This is a genomic window from Microbacterium sp. Leaf320 (genome assembly GCF_001423485.1).
Lineage (GTDB): Bacteria > Actinomycetota > Actinomycetes > Actinomycetales > Microbacteriaceae > Microbacterium.
Genome location: NZ_LMOD01000003.1, coordinates 191,310 through 212,098 on the forward strand (window position 1 = coordinate 191,310; position 20,789 = coordinate 212,098).

At 69.0% G+C, this 20,789-nt stretch carries 19 protein-coding genes; 3 read left to right on the top strand and 16 right to left on the bottom strand.

The features are described from left to right. Nucleotides 1-2 precede the first annotated feature (2 nt). From metG to ASF63_RS10800, 8 genes are all read right to left on the bottom strand, one after another. The gene (metG, locus tag ASF63_RS10765; RefSeq protein WP_056513507.1) at nt 3-1,595 is read right to left on the bottom strand and encodes a methionine--tRNA ligase; all 1,593 of its coding nucleotides are present in this window, start codon (nt 1,593-1,595) and stop codon (nt 3-5) included. A gap of 38 nt (nt 1,596-1,633) precedes the next feature. Further along, nucleotides 1,634-3,175 (bottom strand): molybdopterin-dependent oxidoreductase, encoded by a 1,542-nt coding sequence (locus ASF63_RS10770; RefSeq protein ID WP_056513510.1) that lies wholly within the window; start codon nt 3,173-3,175, stop codon nt 1,634-1,636. A gap of 43 nt (nt 3,176-3,218) precedes the next feature. Then, nucleotides 3,219-4,388, bottom strand: coding sequence for a glycoside hydrolase family 1 protein (locus ASF63_RS10775; protein ID WP_056513513.1), 1,170 nt, complete (start codon nt 4,386-4,388; stop codon nt 3,219-3,221). Between the two features lie 31 nt (nt 4,389-4,419). Continuing rightward, entirely contained in the window at nt 4,420-6,144 is a 1,725-nt protein-coding gene (locus tag ASF63_RS10780) for an ABC transporter ATP-binding protein (protein WP_056513515.1), read from the bottom strand. Continuing rightward, nucleotides 6,141-7,055, bottom strand: coding sequence for an ABC transporter permease (locus tag ASF63_RS10785; protein ID WP_056513522.1), 915 nt, complete (start codon nt 7,053-7,055; stop codon nt 6,141-6,143). Before ASF63_RS10785 ends, ASF63_RS10780 begins: the two co-directional genes overlap by 4 nt. Further along, nucleotides 7,052-8,032, bottom strand: a complete 981-nt coding sequence (locus ASF63_RS10790; protein WP_056513524.1) for an ABC transporter permease — start codon at nt 8,030-8,032, stop codon at nt 7,052-7,054. Before ASF63_RS10790 ends, ASF63_RS10785 begins: the two co-directional genes overlap by 4 nt. Continuing rightward, nucleotides 8,029-9,693 carry an ABC transporter substrate-binding protein gene (locus ASF63_RS10795; RefSeq protein ID WP_235560770.1) on the bottom strand — a complete coding sequence of 555 codons (1,665 nt, stop codon included), beginning with the start codon at nt 9,691-9,693 and terminating at the stop codon, nt 8,029-8,031. The genes ASF63_RS10790 and ASF63_RS10795 overlap by 4 nt, the downstream gene beginning before the upstream one ends. Before the next feature lie 178 nt (nt 9,694-9,871). Beyond that, nucleotides 9,872-10,324 (bottom strand): MarR family winged helix-turn-helix transcriptional regulator, encoded by a 453-nt coding sequence (locus tag ASF63_RS10800; RefSeq protein ID WP_056513527.1) that lies wholly within the window; start codon nt 10,322-10,324, stop codon nt 9,872-9,874. Between the two features lie 66 nt (nt 10,325-10,390). Between ASF63_RS10800 and ASF63_RS10805 the strand changes: the two genes are divergently transcribed. Continuing rightward, nucleotides 10,391-10,759 (top strand): VOC family protein, encoded by a 369-nt coding sequence (locus ASF63_RS10805; protein ID WP_056513531.1) that lies wholly within the window; start codon nt 10,391-10,393, stop codon nt 10,757-10,759. Nucleotides 10,760-10,784: 25 nt separating this feature from the next. Here ASF63_RS10805 and ASF63_RS10810 read toward each other — a convergent pair whose 3' ends face one another. Genes ASF63_RS10810 through rsmI form a run of 3 tightly spaced genes read right to left on the bottom strand, consistent with a single transcriptional unit; the run spans nt 10,785 to nt 13,382 of the window. Beyond that, nucleotides 10,785-11,888 carry a LacI family DNA-binding transcriptional regulator gene (locus ASF63_RS10810; RefSeq protein ID WP_056513535.1) on the bottom strand — a complete coding sequence of 368 codons (1,104 nt, stop codon included), beginning with the start codon at nt 11,886-11,888 and terminating at the stop codon, nt 10,785-10,787. Then, nucleotides 11,885-12,547: a methyltransferase domain-containing protein gene (locus ASF63_RS10815; RefSeq protein ID WP_056513538.1), complete on the bottom strand. Its 663-nt coding sequence runs from the start codon at nt 12,545-12,547 to the stop codon at nt 11,885-11,887. The genes ASF63_RS10810 and ASF63_RS10815 overlap by 4 nt, the downstream gene beginning before the upstream one ends. 16 nt (nt 12,548-12,563) lie before the next feature. After that, nucleotides 12,564-13,382, bottom strand: coding sequence for a 16S rRNA (cytidine(1402)-2'-O)-methyltransferase (rsmI, locus tag ASF63_RS10820; protein ID WP_056513542.1), 819 nt, complete (start codon nt 13,380-13,382; stop codon nt 12,564-12,566). Nucleotides 13,383-13,430: 48 nt separating this feature from the next. On the opposite strand from rsmI, the gene ASF63_RS10825 reads away from it, so the two are divergent. After that, nucleotides 13,431-14,984 (top strand): dolichyl-phosphate-mannose--protein mannosyltransferase, encoded by a 1,554-nt coding sequence (locus ASF63_RS10825; RefSeq protein WP_056513544.1) that lies wholly within the window; start codon nt 13,431-13,433, stop codon nt 14,982-14,984. Nucleotides 14,985-14,998: 14 nt separating this feature from the next. On the opposite strand, the gene ASF63_RS10830 is transcribed toward ASF63_RS10825, so the two are convergent. From ASF63_RS10830 to hisC, 3 genes are read right to left on the bottom strand one after another with little or no spacing between them, the layout of a single operon-like run. Beyond that, complete coding sequence (locus tag ASF63_RS10830; protein ID WP_056312405.1) at nt 14,999-15,478, bottom strand: Lrp/AsnC family transcriptional regulator; 480 nt, start codon at nt 15,476-15,478, stop codon at nt 14,999-15,001. 2 nt (nt 15,479-15,480) lie between these two features. Next, on the bottom strand, nt 15,481-16,890 hold the full coding sequence (locus tag ASF63_RS10835; RefSeq protein ID WP_056513548.1) for an amino acid permease: 1,410 nt from the start codon (nt 16,888-16,890) through the stop codon (nt 15,481-15,483). Then, nucleotides 16,887-17,960: a histidinol-phosphate transaminase gene (hisC, locus tag ASF63_RS10840; RefSeq protein ID WP_056513551.1), complete on the bottom strand. Its 1,074-nt coding sequence runs from the start codon at nt 17,958-17,960 to the stop codon at nt 16,887-16,889. Before hisC ends, ASF63_RS10835 begins: the two co-directional genes overlap by 4 nt. A gap of 200 nt (nt 17,961-18,160) precedes the next feature. Between hisC and ASF63_RS10845 the strand changes: the two genes are divergently transcribed. Continuing rightward, nucleotides 18,161-18,379: a hypothetical protein gene (locus ASF63_RS10845; protein WP_056513554.1), complete on the top strand. Its 219-nt coding sequence runs from the start codon at nt 18,161-18,163 to the stop codon at nt 18,377-18,379. 4 nt (nt 18,380-18,383) lie between these two features. Here ASF63_RS10845 and ASF63_RS10850 read toward each other — a convergent pair whose 3' ends face one another. Together ASF63_RS10850 and msuE are read right to left on the bottom strand one after the other, a co-directional pair. Then, complete coding sequence (locus ASF63_RS10850; RefSeq protein WP_056513557.1) at nt 18,384-20,189, bottom strand: thioredoxin domain-containing protein; 1,806 nt, start codon at nt 20,187-20,189, stop codon at nt 18,384-18,386. 18 nt (nt 20,190-20,207) lie between these two features. After that, the gene (gene msuE / locus ASF63_RS10855) at nt 20,208-20,780 is read right to left on the bottom strand and encodes an FMN reductase (RefSeq protein ID WP_056514859.1); all 573 of its coding nucleotides are present in this window, start codon (nt 20,778-20,780) and stop codon (nt 20,208-20,210) included. Nucleotides 20,781-20,789: the final 9 nt, after the last annotated feature.

Below are 20,789 nucleotides of genomic sequence, written 5' to 3' on the forward strand. Positions count from 1 at the left end.
GCTCAGGCGGTGGACTCCACGCGCGGGAACAGCGGTGCGAGACCGTTGACGCTCGTGCCCGGGCGCAGCACGCCCCAGGCTCCGGCGTCGCGGATCGGCTGGTCCTGCAGGCGTCCGAGGCTCTCGGCGGCGCCCAGGGCGACCCAGAGCTTCTCGGTCGACTGCGGCATCACCGGCGAGAGCAGCACGGCGAGAGCGCGCAGGCCCTCGGCGCACGTGTAGAGCACCGTTCCCAGACGACCGCGCTGAGCCTCGTCTCCGCTGTTCGACTGCTTGGCCAGCGCCCACGGCTCGTTTGCCGTGATGTAGCCGTTGAGCGCGTCGACGATGGTCCAGATCGACGAGATGGCCTCGTCGATGCGGAACTGCTCGATCGCGGCATCCGCGTTCGATGCGGCATCCGCCACGATCTTCTGGATCGCGAGGTCGTTCTCGGTGTATTCGGCGGGCGGCGGCACGACACCCTCGAAGTACTTCTCGATCATCGCCGTGGTGCGCGAGGCGAGGTTGCCGAAGCCGTTGGCGAGCTCGGCCTGATAGCGGGCAGATAGGTCTTCCCACGAGAACGAGCCGTCCTGCCCGAACGCGATCGCGGAGAGGAAGTAGTAGCGGTAGGCGTCGGAGCCGAAGACGTCGGTGATCTCGGTCGGAGCGATGCCGGTGAGCTTCGACTTCGACATCTTCTCGCCGCCGACGAGCAGCCACCCGTGCGCGAACACGCCCTTCGGAACATCGAGGCCCGCTGCCATCAGCATGGCTGGCCAGATCACGGCGTGGAAGCGCAGGATGTCTTTTCCGACCACGTGATACGCGGGCCACCGGCGGTCGAAGGTGTCCTCATCCGCGCCGTAGCCGACGCCGGTGACGTAATTGAGCAGCGCATCGATCCAGACGTACAGCACGTGCGAGGTGTCCCACGGGATGGGGATGCCCCAGTCGAACGACGAGCGCGAGATCGAGAGATCCTTCAAGCCCTGGCGAACGAACGAGACGACTTCGTTGCGAGCGGACTCCGGGCGGATGAAGTCGGGCTGTGTCTTGTACAGCTCGAGCAGGCGGTCCTGGAACTCGCTGAGCTTGAAGAAGTAGTTCTTCTCCTGCAGCAGTTCGAGAGGCTTGGAGTGGATCGCGCAGACCTTCAGCCCCTCGAAGGGACCGGTGCCGTCGAGGATCTCGGACTCGGGCTTGAACTCCTCACAGCCCACGCAGTAGAGCGCCTCGTACTCGCCCGCGTAGATGTAGCCGCGGTCGTAGATCGTCTGCCAGAACTTCTGAGCGTTCGTCTCGTGCCGCTCCTGCGTGGTGCGGATGAAGTCGTCGTTCGCCACGTCGAGGGTCTCCAGCAGAGGGAACCACGCCTCGGTCACGAGCTTGTCGACCCATTCCTGCGGGGTGACGTCGTTCGCCGCCGCCGCGCGGAGCATCTTCTGGCCGTGCTCGTCGGTGCCCGTGAGCATCCACGTGTCATCGCCGCCCTGACGGTGCCAGCGCGCGAGCGCGTCGACCGCCACCGAGGTGTACCCGTGACCGATGTGAGGCACATCGGAGGGGTAGTAGATGGGCGTGGTGATGTAGAACGATTCGCCTGCGGGCATGGGGACAATTCTAGGTGGGATGCGGGGCGTCGTTACGCTCAGGCGACCGACACCTCGATGCGGTGCCACCCCTGAGCGCCGTCGGGCACGACGTCCGCCGGATCGGACGTCTGGGTCTCGCCGTCCGCGCTGATCGCACGGCACTCGATCGTGTGCGCTCCGCTCTCAGCCGTCCACGGCAGATGCCACTGCACCCAGGTGTCGGCCGAGATCGCCGTCGCGAGCTCGGCGCGTCGCCACGGGCCCTCATCGATCCGCACCTCGACACCGTCGACGCCGACGTGCTGCTGCCACGCCATACCGGCGATCACCGAGTCCCCCGGCTCGAGCCGGGTCCCGCGGCGGGGCACGTCGATGCGCGACTGCAGCTTGATCGGTCCGCGCTCCGACCATCCGCGGTCGGTCCAGTAGGCGGTGGCCCGGTCGAACCTGGTGACCTCCAGCTCGGTCACCCACTTGGTCGCCGACACGTAGCCGTAGAGCCCCGGCACCACCATGCGCACCGGGAATCCGTGCTCGATCGGCAGCGGATCGCCGTTCATCCCGACGGCGAGCAGCGCGTCGCGGTCGTCGGTGAGCGCCTCGATCGGCGTCGACGCCGTGAACCCGTCGGACGACCGGGACAGCACCATGTCGGCATCCGAGTCGACTCCCGCGCGGGCAAGCAGTTCGCGAATCGGGTGGCCGAGCCAGCGGGCGTTGCCGATCAGATCGCCGCCGACCTCGTTCGACACGCACGCGAGCGTCACGTGCGACTCCGTCATCGGCAGGGTCAGCAGCTCGTCCCACGAGATCACCACCTCGCGCTCGACCATCCCGTGGATGCGCAGAGACCAGTCGGCGGGGTCGATGCGCGGGACGATGAGCGCGGTGTCGATGCGGTAGAACTCGGTGTTCGAGGTGACGACCGAGGCGAGACCGGGTATGCCCAGCTCGGCGGCGGCAGGCACGGCGGGAGCCGCCGTCGTCGGGGCAGGCAGCCGGAGCATGGTGCGCACCGCCTCGATCGAGCGGGTGGCACCGCGTGCGGCGGTGCCGATGACGAGCGCCGCGACCCCGGTGGCGGCCACGCCAGCGGTCCAGAGCAGGAACTGACGGCGTTCCTCGTGCTCGGCGCGAAGATAGGGAATCGGATGCACCCTGCGCATGAGCAGCCGCAGGGCGACGACCGCGGTCACGCCGGCGACGAGACCGGGGAGCCAGGCGAACGGACCCGCGCCCGGGCGGATCATGGCGGCGACGAGGGCGAGCACGCCGAGCGCTGCGAGGATCGCGGATCCCACACCCGCTCGGCGGGATTCCAGGATGCCGGCGACAGCGGCCACCGCCACGAGCACGATCGCGATCCCGGTGAGCAGCGCGATCTTGTCGCCGGTGCCGAACAGCGCGATGGCCGCATCCTTCGCCCAGCTGGGGGCGAGATCGATCAGGCCGCTGCCGATCACCGCGAACGGGCTCGCGCTCGGCTCGACCACCGCCGCGACGAGCTCTGCCAGGCCGACCGCGGCGACCGCCGCGCTCAGCCCCGCGGCCGCCGATCGGAGCCTGTCACCGCGCGTCGTACGGGTTGCATGGCTCATGATCCGAGGGTAACCCCGGGGCAGTGCCCCGGGGTTACCCTGCTCAGAGCCCGTTGCGACGTGCGACCTCGCCGAGCCAGGCGAGCGAGGGCTTCGGGGAGCGCTCGAACGTCTGGTGGTCGAAGCCGATCAGACCGAAGGTCGGGCGGAATCCGCTGGCCCACTCGTAGTTGTCGAGCGCGCTCCAGTGCTGGTACGCCTTGACCTCGATGCCGTCGGAGATCGCCCGGTGCAGCCCCTCGAGGGCGCCCTGCGTGTAAGCGATGCGGCGCGTGTCATCGCTGGTCGCGATGCCGTTCTCGGTCACGAGCACCGGCACGCCGCCGCTGCGCTCCCACGCACTGCGCACGCCCATCTCGAGTGCCTCGGGGAAGAACTCCCACCCGGTGAGCGTCGTCTCGACATCGTCCGCGACGGGCCGGGGCCCCTCGGGGCCGATGAAGGTGCGCGTGTACGCCTGCACGCCGACGAAGTCGTCGCCAGCCGACTGGTCGAGGTACCAGTGGTCGCGAGGGTCGCCGTACTCGGCGAGCATCTCGTCGGCCCCCGGCTCACCCGTGGAGTGGAAGGCCTGCGTCGCGATCGTCCATCCGGCCTGCACGCCCGAGACGGAGTGCAGGATCTCGGAGGCGCGGTGGTGCGCGTCGAGCAGCGTGTCGGCGACCGCGAGGTCGGGGTTCGGCAGGCCGAACGCGACGAGGTTGGCCGCATCCTCTCCCCCGGCGAGCATCGCCGCGATGTTCGGCTCGTTGATCGTGCAGACGTATTTCACGCCTTCGAGGATCGGGAGCACCGTCTCGACGTAGCGCGAGAACAGGTCGACCGCGTCGTCGGCACGCCAGAAGCCGTCCTTCTGGAACCACTGCGGCACCGTGAAGTGCATCAGCGTCACCGTCGGGTCGAGTCCGTTCTCGCGCGCCGTGTCGATCATGCGGCGGTAGTGGTGCAGCATCGCGCGAGACACGAAGCCGCGCTCCGGCTCGATGCGCGCCCACTCCATCGAGAAGCGGTACGAGTTCAGACCGGCGTCCGCCAGCAGACGCATGTCCTCCGGGTACCGGTGGAAGTGGTCGGCGGCGTCGCCCGAGGGCTCGACCATGGGCGAACCCGGAGCATGCTCCATGGCCCACCAGTTGCTGGTCGTGTTGTTCCCCTCCACCTGATGGGCTGCGGTCGCAGCGCCCCAGAGAAAGCCGTCAGGGAATGTGAGCACGAGTGCTCCTTTCGTCTTGCGATGGTCTTCGTCAGCGTTCGGCGCGTGCCGGGTTCGGCACGGCGTCGAGCAGCTGCACGGTGTATTCGTCCTCCGGATGCTGAAGCACCTGCGAGGTCTCGCCGCGTTCGACGACGCGACCGCTGTTGAGCACGAGGATGTTCTCGGTGACGAGACGCGCGCTGAGAAGATCGTGCGTGATGTAGAGCATGCTGATGCCCCATCTCTCACGCAGGTCCTCGAGCAGGGCGAGCACACCGGCACGCAGCGACACGTCGAGCATCGACACGGGCTCGTCGGCGATCAGCACCTGCGGATCGCTCGCGAGCGCCCGGGCGATGACCACGCGCTGGCGCTGTCCGCCCGACAGCTGATGCGGCAGCTTGGCCGCGAACTGCTCGACGGGCGTCAGCCCCACCGTCTCGAGGAGCTCGAGCACGCGGGCTCTCGCCTCATCACCGCGGAGCGGTGTGTAGTTGCGGATCGGCCGGCTCAGCGCGTACTCCACCGTGTGCAGCGGGTTCAGCGCCGCATACGGGTCCTGGAACACCATCTGCACGTCCTTGCGCAGATCCCGGAGCCCCGTGCGGCGGAGCGTGGCCACGTCGACGTCTCCGAAGCGCACGGTGCCCTCTGTCGGCTTCTCGACTCCGGTGATGAGCTTCGCGATCGTCGACTTGCCCGATCCGGAGGCGCCGACGAGAGCCAGAGCCTCGCCGGGTTCGAGCCGGAAGGAGACGTCGTCGACCGCGACCACCGGCTTCTCCCCGCGACGGGGAGCCGCATAGCGCTTGGACACGCCCTCGACCACGATCGCGGCATCGGCTCGTCGGGTGTCGCGCTGCGACACCGTGGGCAGGGTCTCGGTGAGGTCGGTGCGCGAGTGGCCCTCGCGGCGCCGGGTGCCGAGGTCGACGAATCCGGGGATCGAGATCGACTCGGCCCTGGGGTCGGCGTAATGGCTCAGCAGCATCCGCGTGTACTCGTCCTGCGGACGGTGCAGGATGTCGAGGCTCGGCGCGTCTTCGACGATCCGTCCCTCGTGCATCACCATCACGCGATCGGTCGCCTCGAGAACGATGCCCAGGTCGTGGCTGATGAGGATCGCGGTGAAGTGCTCGGAGCGCTGCAGATCCTTGATCGTGTCCATCACGGCGTGCTGCACGAGCACGTCGAGAGCGGTGGTCGGCTCGTCGAACACCATCAGCTGCGGCTCGAGCGACAGCGCGAGCGCGATCGAGGCGCGCTGGCGCATGCCGCCCGAGAGCTCACCCGGGTAACGCGAGAGCACCACGGGGTCGAGACCGACCTTGCCGACCAGCTCGCGCGCCCTGGCATCCCGGCTCTCCTTGGCGACGTGCCCGTGAGCGGCGAAGATGTCCCGGAAGTGGTTGCCGATCGTGCGAACAGGGTTCAGCGCGTTCATGCCTGACTGCAGCACCATCGCGAACCCGCCCTGGCGCTGGCGACGCAGCTCCTCGGCGTTCAGCTCGCGGATGTCGCGGCCGTCGAACAGGATGCGTCCGCCGCTGATGCGAGCCGGCGGCTTCTGCAGACGGGTCAGCGCGAAGCCGAGCGTCGACTTGCCCGAGCCCGACTCGCCGACGAGACCGACGAACTCGCCGCGGCGCAGCGTGAACGAGACGTTCTCGACCGCAGTTACCGGCGTCGTGCCCGGCGACGCGTATTCGACGGACAGACCCTGGACGTCCAGCAGCACGTCATCCGTGGAGGTGTTCGCTTCCATGGCGCTCATCGGCCCTTCCCCTCTCGCAGGCGCGGATTGGAGATGCCGTCCACGCCGAAGTTGATCAGTGTCAGGCTCAGAGCGAGCAGGGCGATGCAGAGACCGGGGGCGAACAGCAGCAGCCACTGCCCGGTGAGCAGCGAGTTGGAGTTCTGCGCCCAGTAGAGCATGGTGCCCCAGCTGACGATGCTCGAGTCGCCGAGCCCGAGGAACTCGAGGCCCGCTTCGGCGAGGATCGCCGCGGTCGCCGCCCCGAAGAGCGTGCCCGCGATGATCGAGGTCATGTTCGGCAGGATCTCGCGGAACACGATGCGCGCCCGGCTGTCGCCCGAGAACTGCGCCGAGGTGACGAAGTCGTTGCCCCGGAGCGACTGGGTCTGGCTGCGCAGCACTCGCGCGCCCCACGCCCATCCGGTGACGACGATCACCGCGATGATCATCAGGATGCCGCCGTTCTGCAAGTAGGCGGCGATCACGATCATCAGCGGGAGTCCGGGGATCACCAGGAAGAGGTTGACGATGAAGCCGACCACCTCGCCAGCGAATCCGCGCATGTAGCCCCAGCTGAGTCCGATCAGCACGGCGACGATCGTCGAGAGGATGCCGGCGGCCATGCCGACCAGCAGGCTGATCTGCGAGCCGTAGATCAGCTGGCTCAGGACGTCTTCACCCGCAGCCGTGGTGCCGAGCCAGTGCGCGGCCGACGCGTCGGCGTTGCGCTCGAACGAGTTGTCCTTCGGGCCGTAGGGCGCGAGCAGCGGTGCGAACACCGCGACCAGCACGAACAGCCCGAGGATGATGAGGCCGAGGCGAGCCTTGCCGTTGGACCAGAGGGTGCCCACCATCCGGGCGAACGAGCGCCACGGGCTGGGAGCCGCGATCCGGTCGGAGGGAACCTTGACATTCATGGTGGAGGTCATCGGCGGGTCCTTGGATCCAGCACGCCGTACAGGATGTCGACGAGGAAGTTGGCGACGAGCACGCTCACGGTGATCATCAGGAAGAGCGCCTGCATGAGCGGGTAGTCCTGCCCGATCACGGCGTTGAAGAGCAGGTATCCGATACCCGGATAGCCGAACACCTGCTCCACGAGGATCGATCCGCCGACCACGCCACCGAGCGTGAGCCCGAAGCCGGTGAGGTTCGGCAGGATCGCATTTCGTGCGGCGTAGCGGAGAGCGATGGTGCGACCGTGCAGGCCGTTCGCCTCGGCGAAGGTCACGTAGTCGTCACCCAGCGTGTTGATCATCGCGTTGCGCATGCCGATGATCCATCCGCCGAGCGACGTCAACAGGATCGTCACCGCCGGGAGGATCGCATGCTGCACGAGGTCGATGAAGAAGTCCCAGGTGAAGCCCGGTGTGGTGGTCGCCGAGTAGGCGCCCGTCGTCGGGAACCAGTGCAGCACGTATCCGAAGAAGAACAGCAGCAGCAGGGCGGTCCAGAAATACGGGAAGGTGCTGAGGAACGATCCGGTCAGAGTCGGCAGCGAGTCCAGCCACGTGCCACGGCGCCAGGCGGCGGCGGTGCCGATCAGCGTGCCGATCACGAACGCGAGGATCGTGACGATTCCGACGAGGCCGATCGTGTACGGCAGCGCGGTCGAGACCATGCTCGACACGGTCTGCGGATAGAACGTGTACGAGACGCCGAAGTCGAGCCGGGCGACCTGACCGAGGTACGCCACGTACTGGTCCCAGATCGATCCGGTCGGCACGCCGAGCTGGGCCTCGATCGCTGCCCGCGTCGCATCCGACACCGGGCCGTTCTGCGAGAGCTTCGCGATCGCGGCGTCGGCCGGAGAGCCGGGCATGAGTCGCGGAAGGAAGAAGTTCAGCGTGATGGCGGCCCACAGCGTGAGCACGAACAGGCCGACCTTCTGGAGGACGTACTTCATCGGTCATCCTCCTTCACACGCTCGAGCCGGGTGAAGATGCCCAGAGGTGCCGAGTCGTAGTTCTGCGGGATCATGTACGGGTCGTCCTCTGAGGGCCATCCGGTGAACTTGGAATCGTTGAACAGGCCCCAGATGCCGCCGTAGTAGAGGCCGATGACCGGCATCTCCTCGTAGACGATGGCCTGCAGCTCCTGCACGATCTCGGTCTGGCGCGCGGGGTCGACGGTCTCGCGGTACTCCTTGAGCAGCGCGTCGGCTTCGTCCGAGCGGTAGCGCTCGAAGTTGTTCGCGGTCGCTTCGCCCGAGGGCACGTAGAACTCGCTCGAGAGCAGGTTGTTGTACGCCTGGTAGATGTCGCCGTTGCCCATGCCGCCGATGGCCATCTCGAAGTCGCCGTTGCTGATGGCGCTCTGGTAGCCGGCCGGCTGCGGAAGCTTGAGGGTCACCTTGACGCCGACCTCAGCCAGCTGGCTCTGCACCGTCTGCGCCGCGCGGGTCCAGTCGGAGTAGCCGTTGGCGGTCGTCAGCGCGAACTCGAGCTGCTCTCCGTCGGCGCCGACGAGGCGGTCGCCGTCGAGGGTGTATCCCGCTTCGGCGAACGCCGCGAGTGCGGCATCCGTGTCCTGGGTGATCATGCCCGCGTCGGGGATGCTCGGATCGAGGTACTCCTCCTGGTTGGGGCGGATGAGTCCGGTCTGCCCTGCGGGCTCCATGTACCCCTCCGAGGCCGTCTCGGCGATCTCCTCACGGTCGAGTGAGAGGGCGATGCCTCGGCGCACGTTGACGTCGTCGAACGGTGCGACCTCGAGGTTCGGCATCAACGCGATCACGCCTCCCGGCGGGAACCACCAGGCGTTGTCGTCGCTTGCCGCACCCCACGTGCCCTCGACATCGGAGATGAACGAGTAGGCCCAGTCGTAACCGCGCGTGACGGTGTCGAGCTGCGAATTCGTGGACGGCAGGATGATGTGCTCGATCTCGATCTTGTCGGCCTGCCAGTAGTCGGGGTTCTTGTCCACCGAGTACTGCTGGTCGTTGTAGTTGCCGAGCACGAACGGCCCGGTGCCGACCGGGTTCTCGTTGCGATAGGTGCCCGGATCCTTCACATCCGACCAGAGGTGCTCGGGCACGATCATGGTCTGACCGAGGATCGGCAGCGACGGCGCGTCATCGGTCTGCAGGTGCATGATGACGTCATCGCCGTCGACCTCGACGGTCTCGAGGTGCTGCCAGGCGCCCTTGATGTCGAGCGAGGGGTTGTCCTTGAGCAGCTGGAACGTGAACGCCACGTCATCGGGCGTCAGCCTCTCGCCGTCGCTCCACTCGACGTCGTCGCGGATCGTCATCACGACCGTGCGGGCATCGGGCTGCGACCATTCGCTTGCCAGCCACGGGTTCTCGGTTCCGTCGAGCGGGTTCACCAGGATCAGCGGCTCATAGATCCACCGCGACGCCGTGCGCGTGTTGGTCAGATACGGGTTGAAGTTCCGCGTGAAGAACGGGTTCCCCTTGTCCGCATTGATGAGCATCGTGTCGTCGCCGATCGATGGATCGGGCTGCGAACTGATCTGGATGCTGCAACCGCTGAGCACGACGGCTGCTGCCGCCAGTCCCACGATCGCGGCTCTCCGCCAGCGTCGGAGCATGTGCGTCTTCGCCACACTGCCACCTCATGTCGTCTGTGTCATGAAGGGGGTCCCGCGGGTCGGGGCACCCCGCGGCCGAAGCCGCATAACCGATTGTAAGCGCATACATTTTGCGATTGCAACCCCTTGACAAGGGGGCCAGGCGCCGCCATCCCCCTCAGTAACAGGGATGGGAGCGGTGCCAAACTCGCGACTACCCGGCGCCGCCGCGCAGCGAGCGCGCCATGCTCTGGAGCGCCCGGAACGCCGCCGTCTGCTCGGCATCCGTCATGCCCGAGAGCATCCTGACCTCGACCGATCGCACCGCGGCCGTCGCAGCCGCCAGACTCTGCCTGCCCCGCGGGGTGAGTGTCGTCGGGAGAGCCTTGCCGGTCGGAGGTTCGGCGGGCCTCGTGACGAAGCCGTCGCGCTCGAGCCCCTGCAGCAGGACGTTCATCGACTGCCTGGTGACGAACGCACCGCGGGCCAGCTCGGAGTTCGACAGCCCTGGGCGCTGAGCGAGCAGTTCGAGGCAGGAATAGTGCGTGATGGTCATGCCGAGCGGGCGCAGCACCTCTTCCATCGCCGCACGGAGCGCACTCGCGGCCTCCTTGAGCAGGTACCCGAGCGATGTGTCCAGGTCGATGCCCACGCCGTCTTGACTCATGTCAGTATTCTGACATACATTGATTCATGTCAGATAACTGACACACACCAAGGAAAGAGTCCCACCATGCCCGTCACCGGCCCCGACTTCGTCTCCCTCCAGACCCGCGACCTCACCGCCTCCCAGGCGTTCTACGAGAAGTACCTCGGCCTGGTCCGCTCGCAGGCCGGGCCCCCGCACGCCGTCGTCTTCGAGACGACGCCGATCGCCTTCGCGCTGCGCGACATCGCGCCGGGCACCGACCTCGACGGGGTCGACCAGCCGGGGATCGGCGCCGCGATCTGGCTGCACGCCACCGATGTGCAGGAGATCCACGACGCTCTCGCCGCCGACGGACACACGATCGTCGCGGATCCGATCGACGGCCCGTTCGGCCGCACCTTCACGTTCGCCGACCCCGACGGCTACCGCATCACGCTGCACGACCGCGCCTGAGCACGGACTCCTCGCCAGGGCTCCGTCAGGGGCGCTGCGAGCTCTCTCGGACGAGGATCTGCAGGGGCAGGCGCACGGTCATCGGATCGGCGTCCGGCTGCTCGAGGCGTCGTGCGAGCAGCTGCACGGCGGCACGACCGAGATCGATCATCGGCTGACGAACGGTCGTGAGCGCCGGACGCGAGAGCGCGGCCGCCTCGAGCCCGTCGAAGCCGGTGACCCTCACATCGTCCGGCACGCGGATGCCCGCCGAGTGGAACGCGTCGATCGCACCGAGAGCCATCTGGTCGTTCGCCGCGACCAGCACCGACGGCGCCCCCTGGGCGATGAGCTCTTCCGCGGCGGCATGACCCGAGGCGCGGGTGAAGTCGCCACGCAGCACCGTCACGTCGTCGATGGCGAGCCCCGCCTCGGCGACGGCGGTAGCGAAGCCGTCCCAGCGCTGCGCACCGTCCGGTGAGTCCTCCGGGCCGCCGAGGAAGGCGATACCCCCGGGGTCGGCCTCTGCGAGCACGAGTCGGGTGAGTTCGGTCATCGCCTCGGCGTTGTTGACCGTCACGTGGTCGTAGCTGTCGCCCCGCGCGGGGCCCGAGAGCACGACCACCGGGATCCGCTGGGCGAGCCGGGCGAGCACATCGGCCGGCACGCTCTGCGCCAGCACCATCAGCCCGTCGACCCGGCCGGCGATATCGCGCACGGTCTCGCGGGTGGGATCGTCACGACCGACGCCGATCATGAGCACGAAGCCCTGCTTCCACGCCTCGAGCTCGGCGCCCCGCAGCACCTCGTCGAGGAACAGCATGGTCGGATGTGGCGCGTCGGCGTCCGCCGACGCCTGCTCGACCGTGAACGGCGGCGCGTCGGCCTGCTCGTCGGCGAGCACATCGAGCACCGGCGCATCCTCCGATGCGTCGAAACCCGGGAAGTACAGCCCCAGCACACCGGTGCGGCGTTCGGCCAAGCCGCGCGCGCTGCCGCTGGGCACGTAGCCGAGCTCGGAGACCGTGTCGAGCACGCGCTCGCGGGTGGCCGGGCGCACGGCATCCGGCTGCCGAAGCACCCGCGAGACGGTGGCGATCGACACTCCGGCGCGCTCTGCGACGTCGTAGACGGTCGCCTTCTTGCTCACGCTCGGTCCTCCTCCGGTTGCGTGTGCACCAGGGTACCCGCCGCGATGCGGGCGGTGAGCGAGCCATGAGGGCGGGCGCTCACTTCGCCGGGCTCCCGGCCGCGGGTCTCGCTCGCCACGACCTCGAAGCCCGCGTCGGCGAGCATCTCGGAGAGCGCGTCCGCCGACCAGAAGTACGCGGGGGCGATGGCATGCGCGAAGCGCTCACGTGGCGTGCCGTCGAAGTATCCGATCAGAATGCTGCCGCCAGGGGCGAGCACTCGGGCGAACTCGGTGAGGATCTCGGGCACATCAGAGGGCGGGGTGTGGATCAGCGAGTACCAGGCGAGGATGCCGCCGAGCGACTCTGACTCGAGCGGCAGGTCGCGGAACGAGCCGACCTCGAACGGGATGCCGGGGTGCCGCCCCCGCGCGGTCGCGATGAACTCGGCCGACACGTCGATGCCGCGCGCCTCACGGCCTCCGCGCGAGAGGAACTCCGTCCACTGGCCCGGTCCGCATCCTGCGTCCAGCAGCGACCCCTGGCTGCCGTCACGCCAGGCCGCTATGACCGCCGCATCCCGAGCATCCATCTGCTCGATCGAGCCGGCCAGCGCGACGTACTCCGCGGCCCGCGCGTCGTACGCCGCCGCGATGTCGGGGTCAGATGCGCGACCCATCAGCTGCGGGCCGCCATCAGCTGCGGGCCGCGAGCGCTGCCTGGTAGAGGTCGCGGGACGACAGTCCGGTGGCCGCGGCGACCTCGGCGCACGCCTCCTTCAGGCGAACTCCGGATGCCACGAGCCGCTGCACCTGTGCCAGCGCGTCGTCCGCCGAGGCCTCGCGGTGGGGCGCACCCTCGACCACGACGACGATCTCGCCCTTGACCCCGGCGGTCGCCCACTCGACGAGTTCGGCCGACGTGCCGCGGCGCACCTCTTCGTAGAACTTGGTGAGCTCACGGCACACGGCGATGCGGCGGTCGTCGCCGAAGGCCGCGCCCATGTCGGCCAGCGATGAGGCGAGGCGCGCGGGTGATTCGAAGAAGATCATGGTGCGGGGCTCTGCGGCGAGCGCCCGCAACGTCGACCGCCGCTCCCCCGGCTTTCGGGGCAGGAACCCCTCGAACGTGAAGCGGTCGGTCGGCAGCCCCGAGATCGAGAGCGCCATCAGCACCGCGCTCGGCCCGGGGATCGCCGTCACGGTCACGCCCAGCGCGACGGCCTCGGCGACGAGTCCGTAGCCGGGGTCGCTGATCGCCGGCATCCCGGCATCGCTGACGACGACGACGTCGGTCTCGACCGCGAGCGCGGCGAGCTCGGCGGCCTTCTGCTTCTCGTTGTGATCGTGCAGCGCGATCAGTCGCGGCCGATTGGCGATCTGCAGCGCCTGCAGCAGCCGTCCGGTGGTGCGCGTGTCCTCCGCGACGACCACCTCGGCGTTCTCCAGCACCTCGACGAGGCGACGCGAGACATCCCCGAGGTTTCCGATCGGCGTTGCGGCGAGGATGATCACCCGCCCAGCTTAGGCGGCCACCACAGGCGGGTTGTCTAGGCTGGAGCGGTGACCGCGCCCGTGCCTCTGCTGCCTCCCCCCGAGGAGCGGCTGACGCGCTACGGCCAGCTGCGCGACCGCATCCTGCGAGACCCCGACTGGGGGCGGATGATGCGGTGGTTCGCGCCGCTCGTCGTCACGGCGCTGGCGGCAGTGCTGCGCCTCGTCAACCTCGGTCATCCGCACCAGCTCGCGTTCGACGAGACGTACTACGTCAAGGACGCCTGGTCGCTGTGGACCCTGGGTTACGAGGGCACCTGGGGCAAGGACGCCAACGAGGCGTTCGTCACCCTTCAGCAGCTGCCGCTGTCGGATGTCGGCGCGTTCATCGTGCACCCACCGCTGGGCAAATGGCTGATCGCACTCGGCATGGCCGTCGGCGGCCCCGACAACACCGTCGGATGGCGGATCGCCACCGCCCTGCTCGGAACCGCCACCGTGCTGCTCGTCTATCTGGTCGCCCGGCGTCTGACCGGATCGATCGTCGTGGCGACGGTCGCCGGAACGCTCCTGGCGATCGACGGCCTCAGCATCGTGATGAGCCGCACCGCACTGCTCGACGGCCCGCTGACCTTCTTCCTGCTGCTCGGCGCGCTGTTCATCCTGTACGACCGCGACCGCGCAATCCCGCTGCTCGAGCGCCCTGACCCCGACTCCCCCGACCCGATGTGGGGGCCGGTGCTGTGGCGTCGCCCGTGGCTGATCGCTGCGGGTCTCGCCCTCGGCGCAGCCTGCGCCGTCAAGTGGTCGGGCCTGTACGCCCTCGCCGCCTTCGGGCTCTACGTGGTGGGGACGGATGCTCTCGCGAGGCGTCGCGCCGGCGTCGTGCTCTGGCCGACCGCCGCGGCGTTCCGCCAGGGTCCGGCGTCGTTCGTGCTGCTGGTGTTCCCCGCGCTCGGGGTGTATCTGGCCAGCTGGACCGGATGGTTGGTGACCTCCGGCGGCTATGCCCGTCAGAGCGACCCGAACCCGCTGATCGCACTGTGGAACTATCACGAGGCGATCCTGAACTTCCATGTCGGCCTCAGCAAGGGCCACCCGTATGCGAGCCCCGCCTGGGAATGGCCGTTGCTGCTGCGACCGACTGCGGTATGGGTGGGCACGGACCCGGCGCCCTGCGGCGTCGACCACTGCATCGCCGTGATCTCGACGATCCCGAACCCGATCATCTGGTACGCCGGAGTCGCGGCGGCCGTCTATCTGATCTACCGGCTCGTGCGGGGATGGATCGACCGCCGACCGGTCGGCGCCGCGTTCACGTTCCCTCTGGTCGGGCTGGCCGCGACCTACGTGCCCTGGCTGTTGTTCCCCGAACGCACGATCTTCCAGTTCTACACTGTCGCGATGGCGCCGTTCCTCGTGATCGGACTCGCCGTCGTGCTGCGTCAGATCGCCGGGCGGCGGGAGGATCCCCTGCACCGACGGCAGTCGGGTGAGCGCACCGTGCTGATCTTCCTCGCCGTAGTGGTGCTGGTCTCCGCCTTCTTCTATCCCGTGTGGACCGGCATGAGCGTGCCCTATGACTTCTGGCTGCTGCACAACTGGATGCCCGGCTGGATCTGACGTCCCCGTCGACCTCAGTCGACCTCGCCCGCGACGTGCTCGACCAGCGGCAGCACCCGGCCGGACAGATGCGTGCGCATCGCGATCGACGACGCCGTGCGCGAGACGCCCGGCACGAGTGCGACGCGGTCGAGCACCTCCTGCAGCTGCGTCGCGTCGCGCGCGACCAGCCTCAGCTGCATGTCGCTCGCCCCGGTCACGGTGTGCATGTCGACGATCTCGGGAACCGCATCGGCGAGCGCTGAGGCGACCTCGTCATGACCGACCTTCTGGTCGATCTCGACGAGGCAGAACGCCACCACGCCGTAACCGAAGCCGGCGGGGTCGACCCGCGGCACGATCGCCTCGATCACACCGCCCTCGTGCAGACGGGCGAGACGGCTGGTCGCCGTGCCGCGGGCGACGCCGAGTCGGCGCGCGCACTCCAGGATCGGCAGTTGCGGCGACTCCGTGAGCATCCGGATGAGCTCGGCGTCGAGGCGATCGATCCGCACGGTCAGTCCTCGACCGCTCCCCCGTGCTCCCTGGCGATGCCCGGGCGCGAGACGTCGCGCGTCAGTCGGGCGACGACCAGCAGGACCGCGGTGAGGGCGATGGTCAGCAGCAGCTGCACGCGTGCGGCCTCGTCGATCATCGTGAGCGCGATGACGCCGGCGAGCAGCGCCAGGCACAGCCACGACAGCCAGGGGAAGCCCCACATGCGCATCGGCATCCGCTCGCCGGTGCGATCGGCGCGACGACGGAGGATGATCTGCGACACCGCGGTCGCGGTCCAGATGACCAGCAGCGTCGACCCGACGACGTTGAGGAGCGCCGGGAGCACCACGTCGGGGAACGCCCAGTTGAGGCCCACCGTGATGAAGCCGAACGCGACGGACGCGAGGACGGCGACCACGGGCACGCCGTTGCCCGTGGTGCGCGTCGCCGCGAGAGGAGCAAGGCCCCGCTCGCCGAGCGAGTACGCCATGCGCGACGCCCCGTAGATGTTCGCGTTCATGGCCGACAGCAGCGCGATCACGACGATGAGGTCCATCACGAGCCCGACGCCCGGCAGCTGCAGCGTGTCGAGCACGGCAGAGAAAGGACCGTCCTTGACGGCCGGGTCGTTCCACGGCAGCACCGACACGATCACGAAGATCGAGCCGACGTAGAAGATCAGGATGCGCACGAGCACCTCGCGCACGATACGGCGGATGTTGCGCGCGGGGTCGTCGGATTCCGCGGCCGCGATCGCTACCACCTCGGTGCCGCCGAACGCGAAGACCACGATCAGGAGAGCGGCTGCGATGCCGGTCATGCCGTTAGGGGCGAAGCCGCCGTTGTCGACGAGGTTGCCGATGCCGGTCGCCGGCACCCCCGGGATGAAGCCCACGATGGCGCACACGCCGACGACGAGGAAGACGATGATCGCGGCGACCTTGATCGCGGCGAACCAGAACTCGAACGTGCCGTAGTTGCGCACCCCGAAGAGGTTCACGGCGGTCAGCGCCACCACGAAGACGAGCACCCACACCCACGCGGGGATTCCGGGTATCCAGGCCGAGATGATGCCGCCGGCGCCCGTGGCCTCCGCCGCGATCACGACGACCAGCTGGATCCAGTAGAGCCAGCCGACCGCGCTGCCGGCGCTGCGTCCCATCGCCTTCTGGGCATAGGAGCTGAACGCCCCGGAGCTCGGACGGGCGGCGACCATCTCGGCGAGCATCGCCATGACCAGCACCACGATGCCGCCGGCGACGAGGTACGAGATGAGCACAGCGGGACCGGCGATGCTGATCGCCTGCCCCGAACCCACGAAGAGACCGGCGCCGATCGCACCGCCGAGCCCCATCATCGAGATCTGGCGACGGGTGAGGCCCGGGTGCAGCCCCTTGGTGGTAGTCGTGGTGGTGGGGACCTCGGTCATGCGCGTTCCTCCTGCGGAGCGGTCTGGATGTGGAGCGCGGCCTGCACGCGGTCGATGTCTTCTCGCGAGCCCGAGGAGATGCGCACGCCCTCGCCGGGGAAGGCCCGCGTGATCACGCCGCCCTCGCGGAGCAGGAGCTCGAGTTCTTCGGTGCGGTCGCCGGCGGGCACCCACACGAAGTTCGCCTGCGATGCGACCGCGGGCCACCCGGCCGCGACGAGCAGCGAGTGCAGGCGTTCGCGCTGCACGACGACCTCGTCGATGCGCAGGGCGAGCTCGTCCTCGGCGTCGAGCGACGCGAGCGCTGCCGTCTGCGCGAGGTCGGTCACACCGAACGGCACGGCGACCTTGCGCTGGTTCTCGGCGACCTCGACCGGCGCGAGTGCATAGCCGATACGCAGACCTGCGAGTCCGTAGGCCTTCGAGAAGGTGTGCAGCACCGCGACGTGGGGATGCCGGCGGAACAGCTCGATGCCCGCGCCGTACGACTCGGTGCGGTCGAAGTGCACGTAGGCCTCGTCGATCACGACCAGCACGTCTCGCGGCACTGCGGCGACGAAGGCCTCGAGCTCTGCGGCGCCGACGACGGTCCCGGTCGGGTTGTTCGGGTTGCAGACGAAGATCAGTCGCGTCCGAGGGGTAATCGCCGCCAGCATCGCGTCGAGGTCGTGCGCGTGATCGTCGCCCAGCGGCACCGCGACCGGAGTCGCTCCGGCGATGCGCACCAGCGACGGATAGGCCTCGAACGACCGCCAGGCGAACATCACCTCGTCGCCGTCGCCCGCCACCGCGTGGATGAGCTGGGATGCGAGCTCGACCGAGCCCGCACCCACGGTGACGACGTCCGGATCGACGTCATAGCGTGCGGCCAGCCGGTCACGGAGCGTCGCGGCGCTCATGTCGGGGTAACGGTGCATCGACGACAGACGCTGCTGCACCGCCTCGACGACGGACGGGAGGGGCGGGTGCGGCGACTCGTTGGACGAGAGCTTCGAGGCACCGGTGGGGGCGGAGCGCCCCTGGCGGTAGGCGGGCACGGCGTCGAGGCCGGCGCGGGTGGGGAGGGGCATTCTCAGAGCATCCTTGCTGTGATCCAGCGGCGTCCCTGGTGGCGGCGCCTGCTGTCGCGCAACACTAGACCGGAAATCGGAGGGTGGGCAATCGGTGCAGCCTCCGGTGCGCAACGCGCGCAACCGGCGGGGTGTGATCCCCGAACTGCTGAGCAGACTGCACAGCCTATTCGGTTCAGCGGGCGGTCTACGATCGCAGCATGGGCAGCCCCTCAGGTTTCGAGTTCGCGGTGCGCGGTGATGACGTGGTCATCCGACATCACGGCGTCACCGCGGCCGTGCTGCGCGGATCGAAGGCGAATGAGTTCCTCGCGGAGGTGGAGCAGGGCGATGCGCAGCTGCTGATGGCACGACTGACCGGGAACTATCGCCGCGGCAACGAGCGCACCGCGCGGCAGCACCCGCGCAACGCGCGCTGACGATTCACCGCGCGAGAGGAAGGTCTGCGGGATCGCTCACCGGGAGCCGACACACGAACGAGCGGCAGTCGAACGCCTGCTCCCTCGCGTCGCCCTTGCCCTTGCCCTCGAACAGTTCGAAGCCGGCGTCCGCGAACGCCCTCGCCTGCGCGGGGGCCACGATCGCGGTCACGTCGGCGTCTGCCGTGCGCGCTGCAGACGCGAGTGCACCCTCCGGCGTCTCGGTGACGACGACGATCTGCCTCGGGGCATCGACGAGTCCCGCCGCCACGCGCAGCAGGCTGCCGTGCGCGAACGGCTGCGACACGGCCTGAGCGGCATGCGCGCGCACCCGTTCGGCGGCTGCCTCCCGATACCGGTCCCCCGCGCCGAGACGCCACGCGGTGAGCGCCGCAGCAGCCACGGCCGCCGCATCGGACGGCAGGTCTCCGTCTGTCTGATCGGGCGACGCCGCGATGCCGTGCGCCGCGAGCAGCGGATCGCCGTCGAGCCCCTCGATCGCCGCGTCGACCAGCGCGCGCGCCTCGACGGCCCAGGCGGCGTCGCCGGTGGCCGCGGCGAGAGCGAACAGTCCCTCGGCCAGGAGCGCGACATCGGCCGTGGTCGCCACCGCACCCGAGGCGACACCGTCGAGAGACGCGCGCACGAGGGCTCCCGTCGAATCCCGATTGACCCGGAGCACGCACTCGGCGGCATCGACCGCGGCCTGCACCCACGCCCTCTCCCCGAGCGCGGCACCCGCCCGGGCGAGAGCTGCGATGGCCAGCCCGTTCCAGCCCGTGATGACCTTGCCGTCGACGGCCGGCGGCTCGAGCGCCGCACGCCCGGTCACCGGCCGCAGGTAGTACCCGCCCTCGCTGCGCTGACCGTCGATCCACGACTCCGAATCCTGAGCGGCACCGAATCCGCCGCCTTCGCGGCGCAGAGTGCCCATGAGGAAGTCGGCGACACCGCGTGCGGTCGGCTCGTCCCCCGCATCCAGCGCCACGAGCAGCAGCTGGGCGTTGTCGGTCAGCATCCGCTCGTAGTGCGGCACTGTCCAGTCGCGCTGGGTCGCGTAGCGGAAGAAGCCGCCGTCGGCGTCGCGCAGATCGGATGCCGACATCGCGGCGAGTGCGCGAGCGGCCGAGGCCGCGGCATCCGAAGCTTCCCGTCGTACGAGCGGAGTCTGCAGCAGCCCCAGGGTCGTCGCCACCGGGAACTTCGGCGCGCCGCCGAACCCGCCGTACAGTGTGTCCTCGCGCTGGGCGATCGTGTCGGCTGCGGCGGCGAGGGCCGCGGAATCCGGCAGATCGGAGGGAGTCGAGGCCGCCGCCCTGGCGAGCGCCTCGGTCACCGCATCCGCCGACTCCTCGGCCTGCGCGCGGCGGACGGTCCACGCCTCGTTCACAGCCGCGAGCACATCGCGGAACGCGGGCATCGGCTGTCGCGCCTCGGGCGGCCAGTACGTGCCGGCGTAGAACGTGCGCCCGCGTGGCGTCGTGAAGACCGTCAACGGCCAGCCGAGGTTCTGCGTGAACGCGGACGCTGCGGCCATGTAGGCGCCGTCGACGTCGGGATGCTCTTCACGGTCGACCTTGACCGCCACGAAGTCGCGGTTGATCAGCGCCGCCGTCGCCGGGTCGGCGAACGACTCCCTCGCCATCACGTGGCACCAGTGGCAGGTCGAGTAGCCGATCGAGATCAGCAGCGGCACGTCGCGGCGCTGCGCCTCGGCGAAGGCCTCGGGGCCCCATGGATACCAGTCGACGGGGTTGTCGGCGTGTGCCCGCAGGTACGGGCTGAGCGTGTCGGCGAGCCTGTTGGTCATGGGCTCACGCTACGCCGATCAGGAGACGAGGAGCTGTTCCGCGGGCCGTGACGCCGCGTAGCCGACGAGAGGCAGTGCTCGTTCGGTGGCAAGGGCGATGCGCGAGTGCAGCACATCAGACGCGATCACGTAGCCGTCGAAGTCCGTGTCGCTGGCGTAGACGCCGAGCGGCAGGGTCAGCGCCTGGAAGAACGCGAAAAGCGGCCGCAGCTGGTGCTCGATGATCAGCGCGTGACGCTCGCCGCCACCTGTCGCCGCGAGCAGCACCGGCTTGCCGACGAGCTCGTACTGACCGACGAAGTCGAACAGGTGCTTGAACAGGCCGGTGAACGAGGCCCGGTAGACGGGGCTGCCGACGATCAGCAGGTCTGCCGCCTCGATGGCCAGGAGCTTCTCCTCGACATTCGCCGGAAGGTGGTCGCGGCGCAGGGCCCCCGCGAGCGACGGGCCGATGTCGGTGAGCTCGATGACCTCGATCTCGACCTCGGCACGCTCGGCGACGGCCGCGGCGATCGCACGGACGAGCGCCGTGGTCTTGCTGGGCTCGTGCAGAGAGCCGGACACGGCGACGACGCGGTAGGGAGCTGTCATGCCGTTGAC

Coding starts and splice junctions, on each gene's coding strand:
- ASF63_RS10850 (WP_056513557.1), bottom strand. CDS start 20,189: ATGACCAACAGGCTCGCCGACACGCTCAGCCCGTACCTGCGGGCACAC.
- ASF63_RS10835 (WP_056513548.1), bottom strand. CDS start 16,890: ATGACCGAGGTCCCCACCACCACGACTACCACCAAGGGGCTGCACCCG.
- ASF63_RS10800 (WP_056513527.1), bottom strand. CDS start 10,324: ATGAGTCAAGACGGCGTGGGCATCGACCTGGACACATCGCTCGGGTAC.
- ASF63_RS10785 (WP_056513522.1), bottom strand. CDS start 7,055: ATGACCTCCACCATGAATGTCAAGGTTCCCTCCGACCGGATCGCGGCT.
- ASF63_RS10845 (WP_056513554.1), top strand. CDS start 18,161: ATGGGCAGCCCCTCAGGTTTCGAGTTCGCGGTGCGCGGTGATGACGTG.
- ASF63_RS10790 (WP_056513524.1), bottom strand. CDS start 8,032: ATGAAGTACGTCCTCCAGAAGGTCGGCCTGTTCGTGCTCACGCTGTGG.
- hisC (WP_056513551.1), bottom strand. CDS start 17,960: ATGCCCCTCCCCACCCGCGCCGGCCTCGACGCCGTGCCCGCCTACCGC.
- ASF63_RS10770 (WP_056513510.1), bottom strand. CDS start 3,175: ATGAGCCATGCAACCCGTACGACGCGCGGTGACAGGCTCCGATCGGCG.
- ASF63_RS10805 (WP_056513531.1), top strand. CDS start 10,391: ATGCCCGTCACCGGCCCCGACTTCGTCTCCCTCCAGACCCGCGACCTC.
- ASF63_RS10815 (WP_056513538.1), bottom strand. CDS start 12,547: ATGGGTCGCGCATCTGACCCCGACATCGCGGCGGCGTACGACGCGCGG.
- metG (WP_056513507.1), bottom strand. CDS start 1,595: ATGCCCGCAGGCGAATCGTTCTACATCACCACGCCCATCTACTACCCC.
- msuE (WP_056514859.1), bottom strand. CDS start 20,780: ATGACAGCTCCCTACCGCGTCGTCGCCGTGTCCGGCTCTCTGCACGAG.
- ASF63_RS10780 (WP_056513515.1), bottom strand. CDS start 6,144: ATGAGCGCCATGGAAGCGAACACCTCCACGGATGACGTGCTGCTGGAC.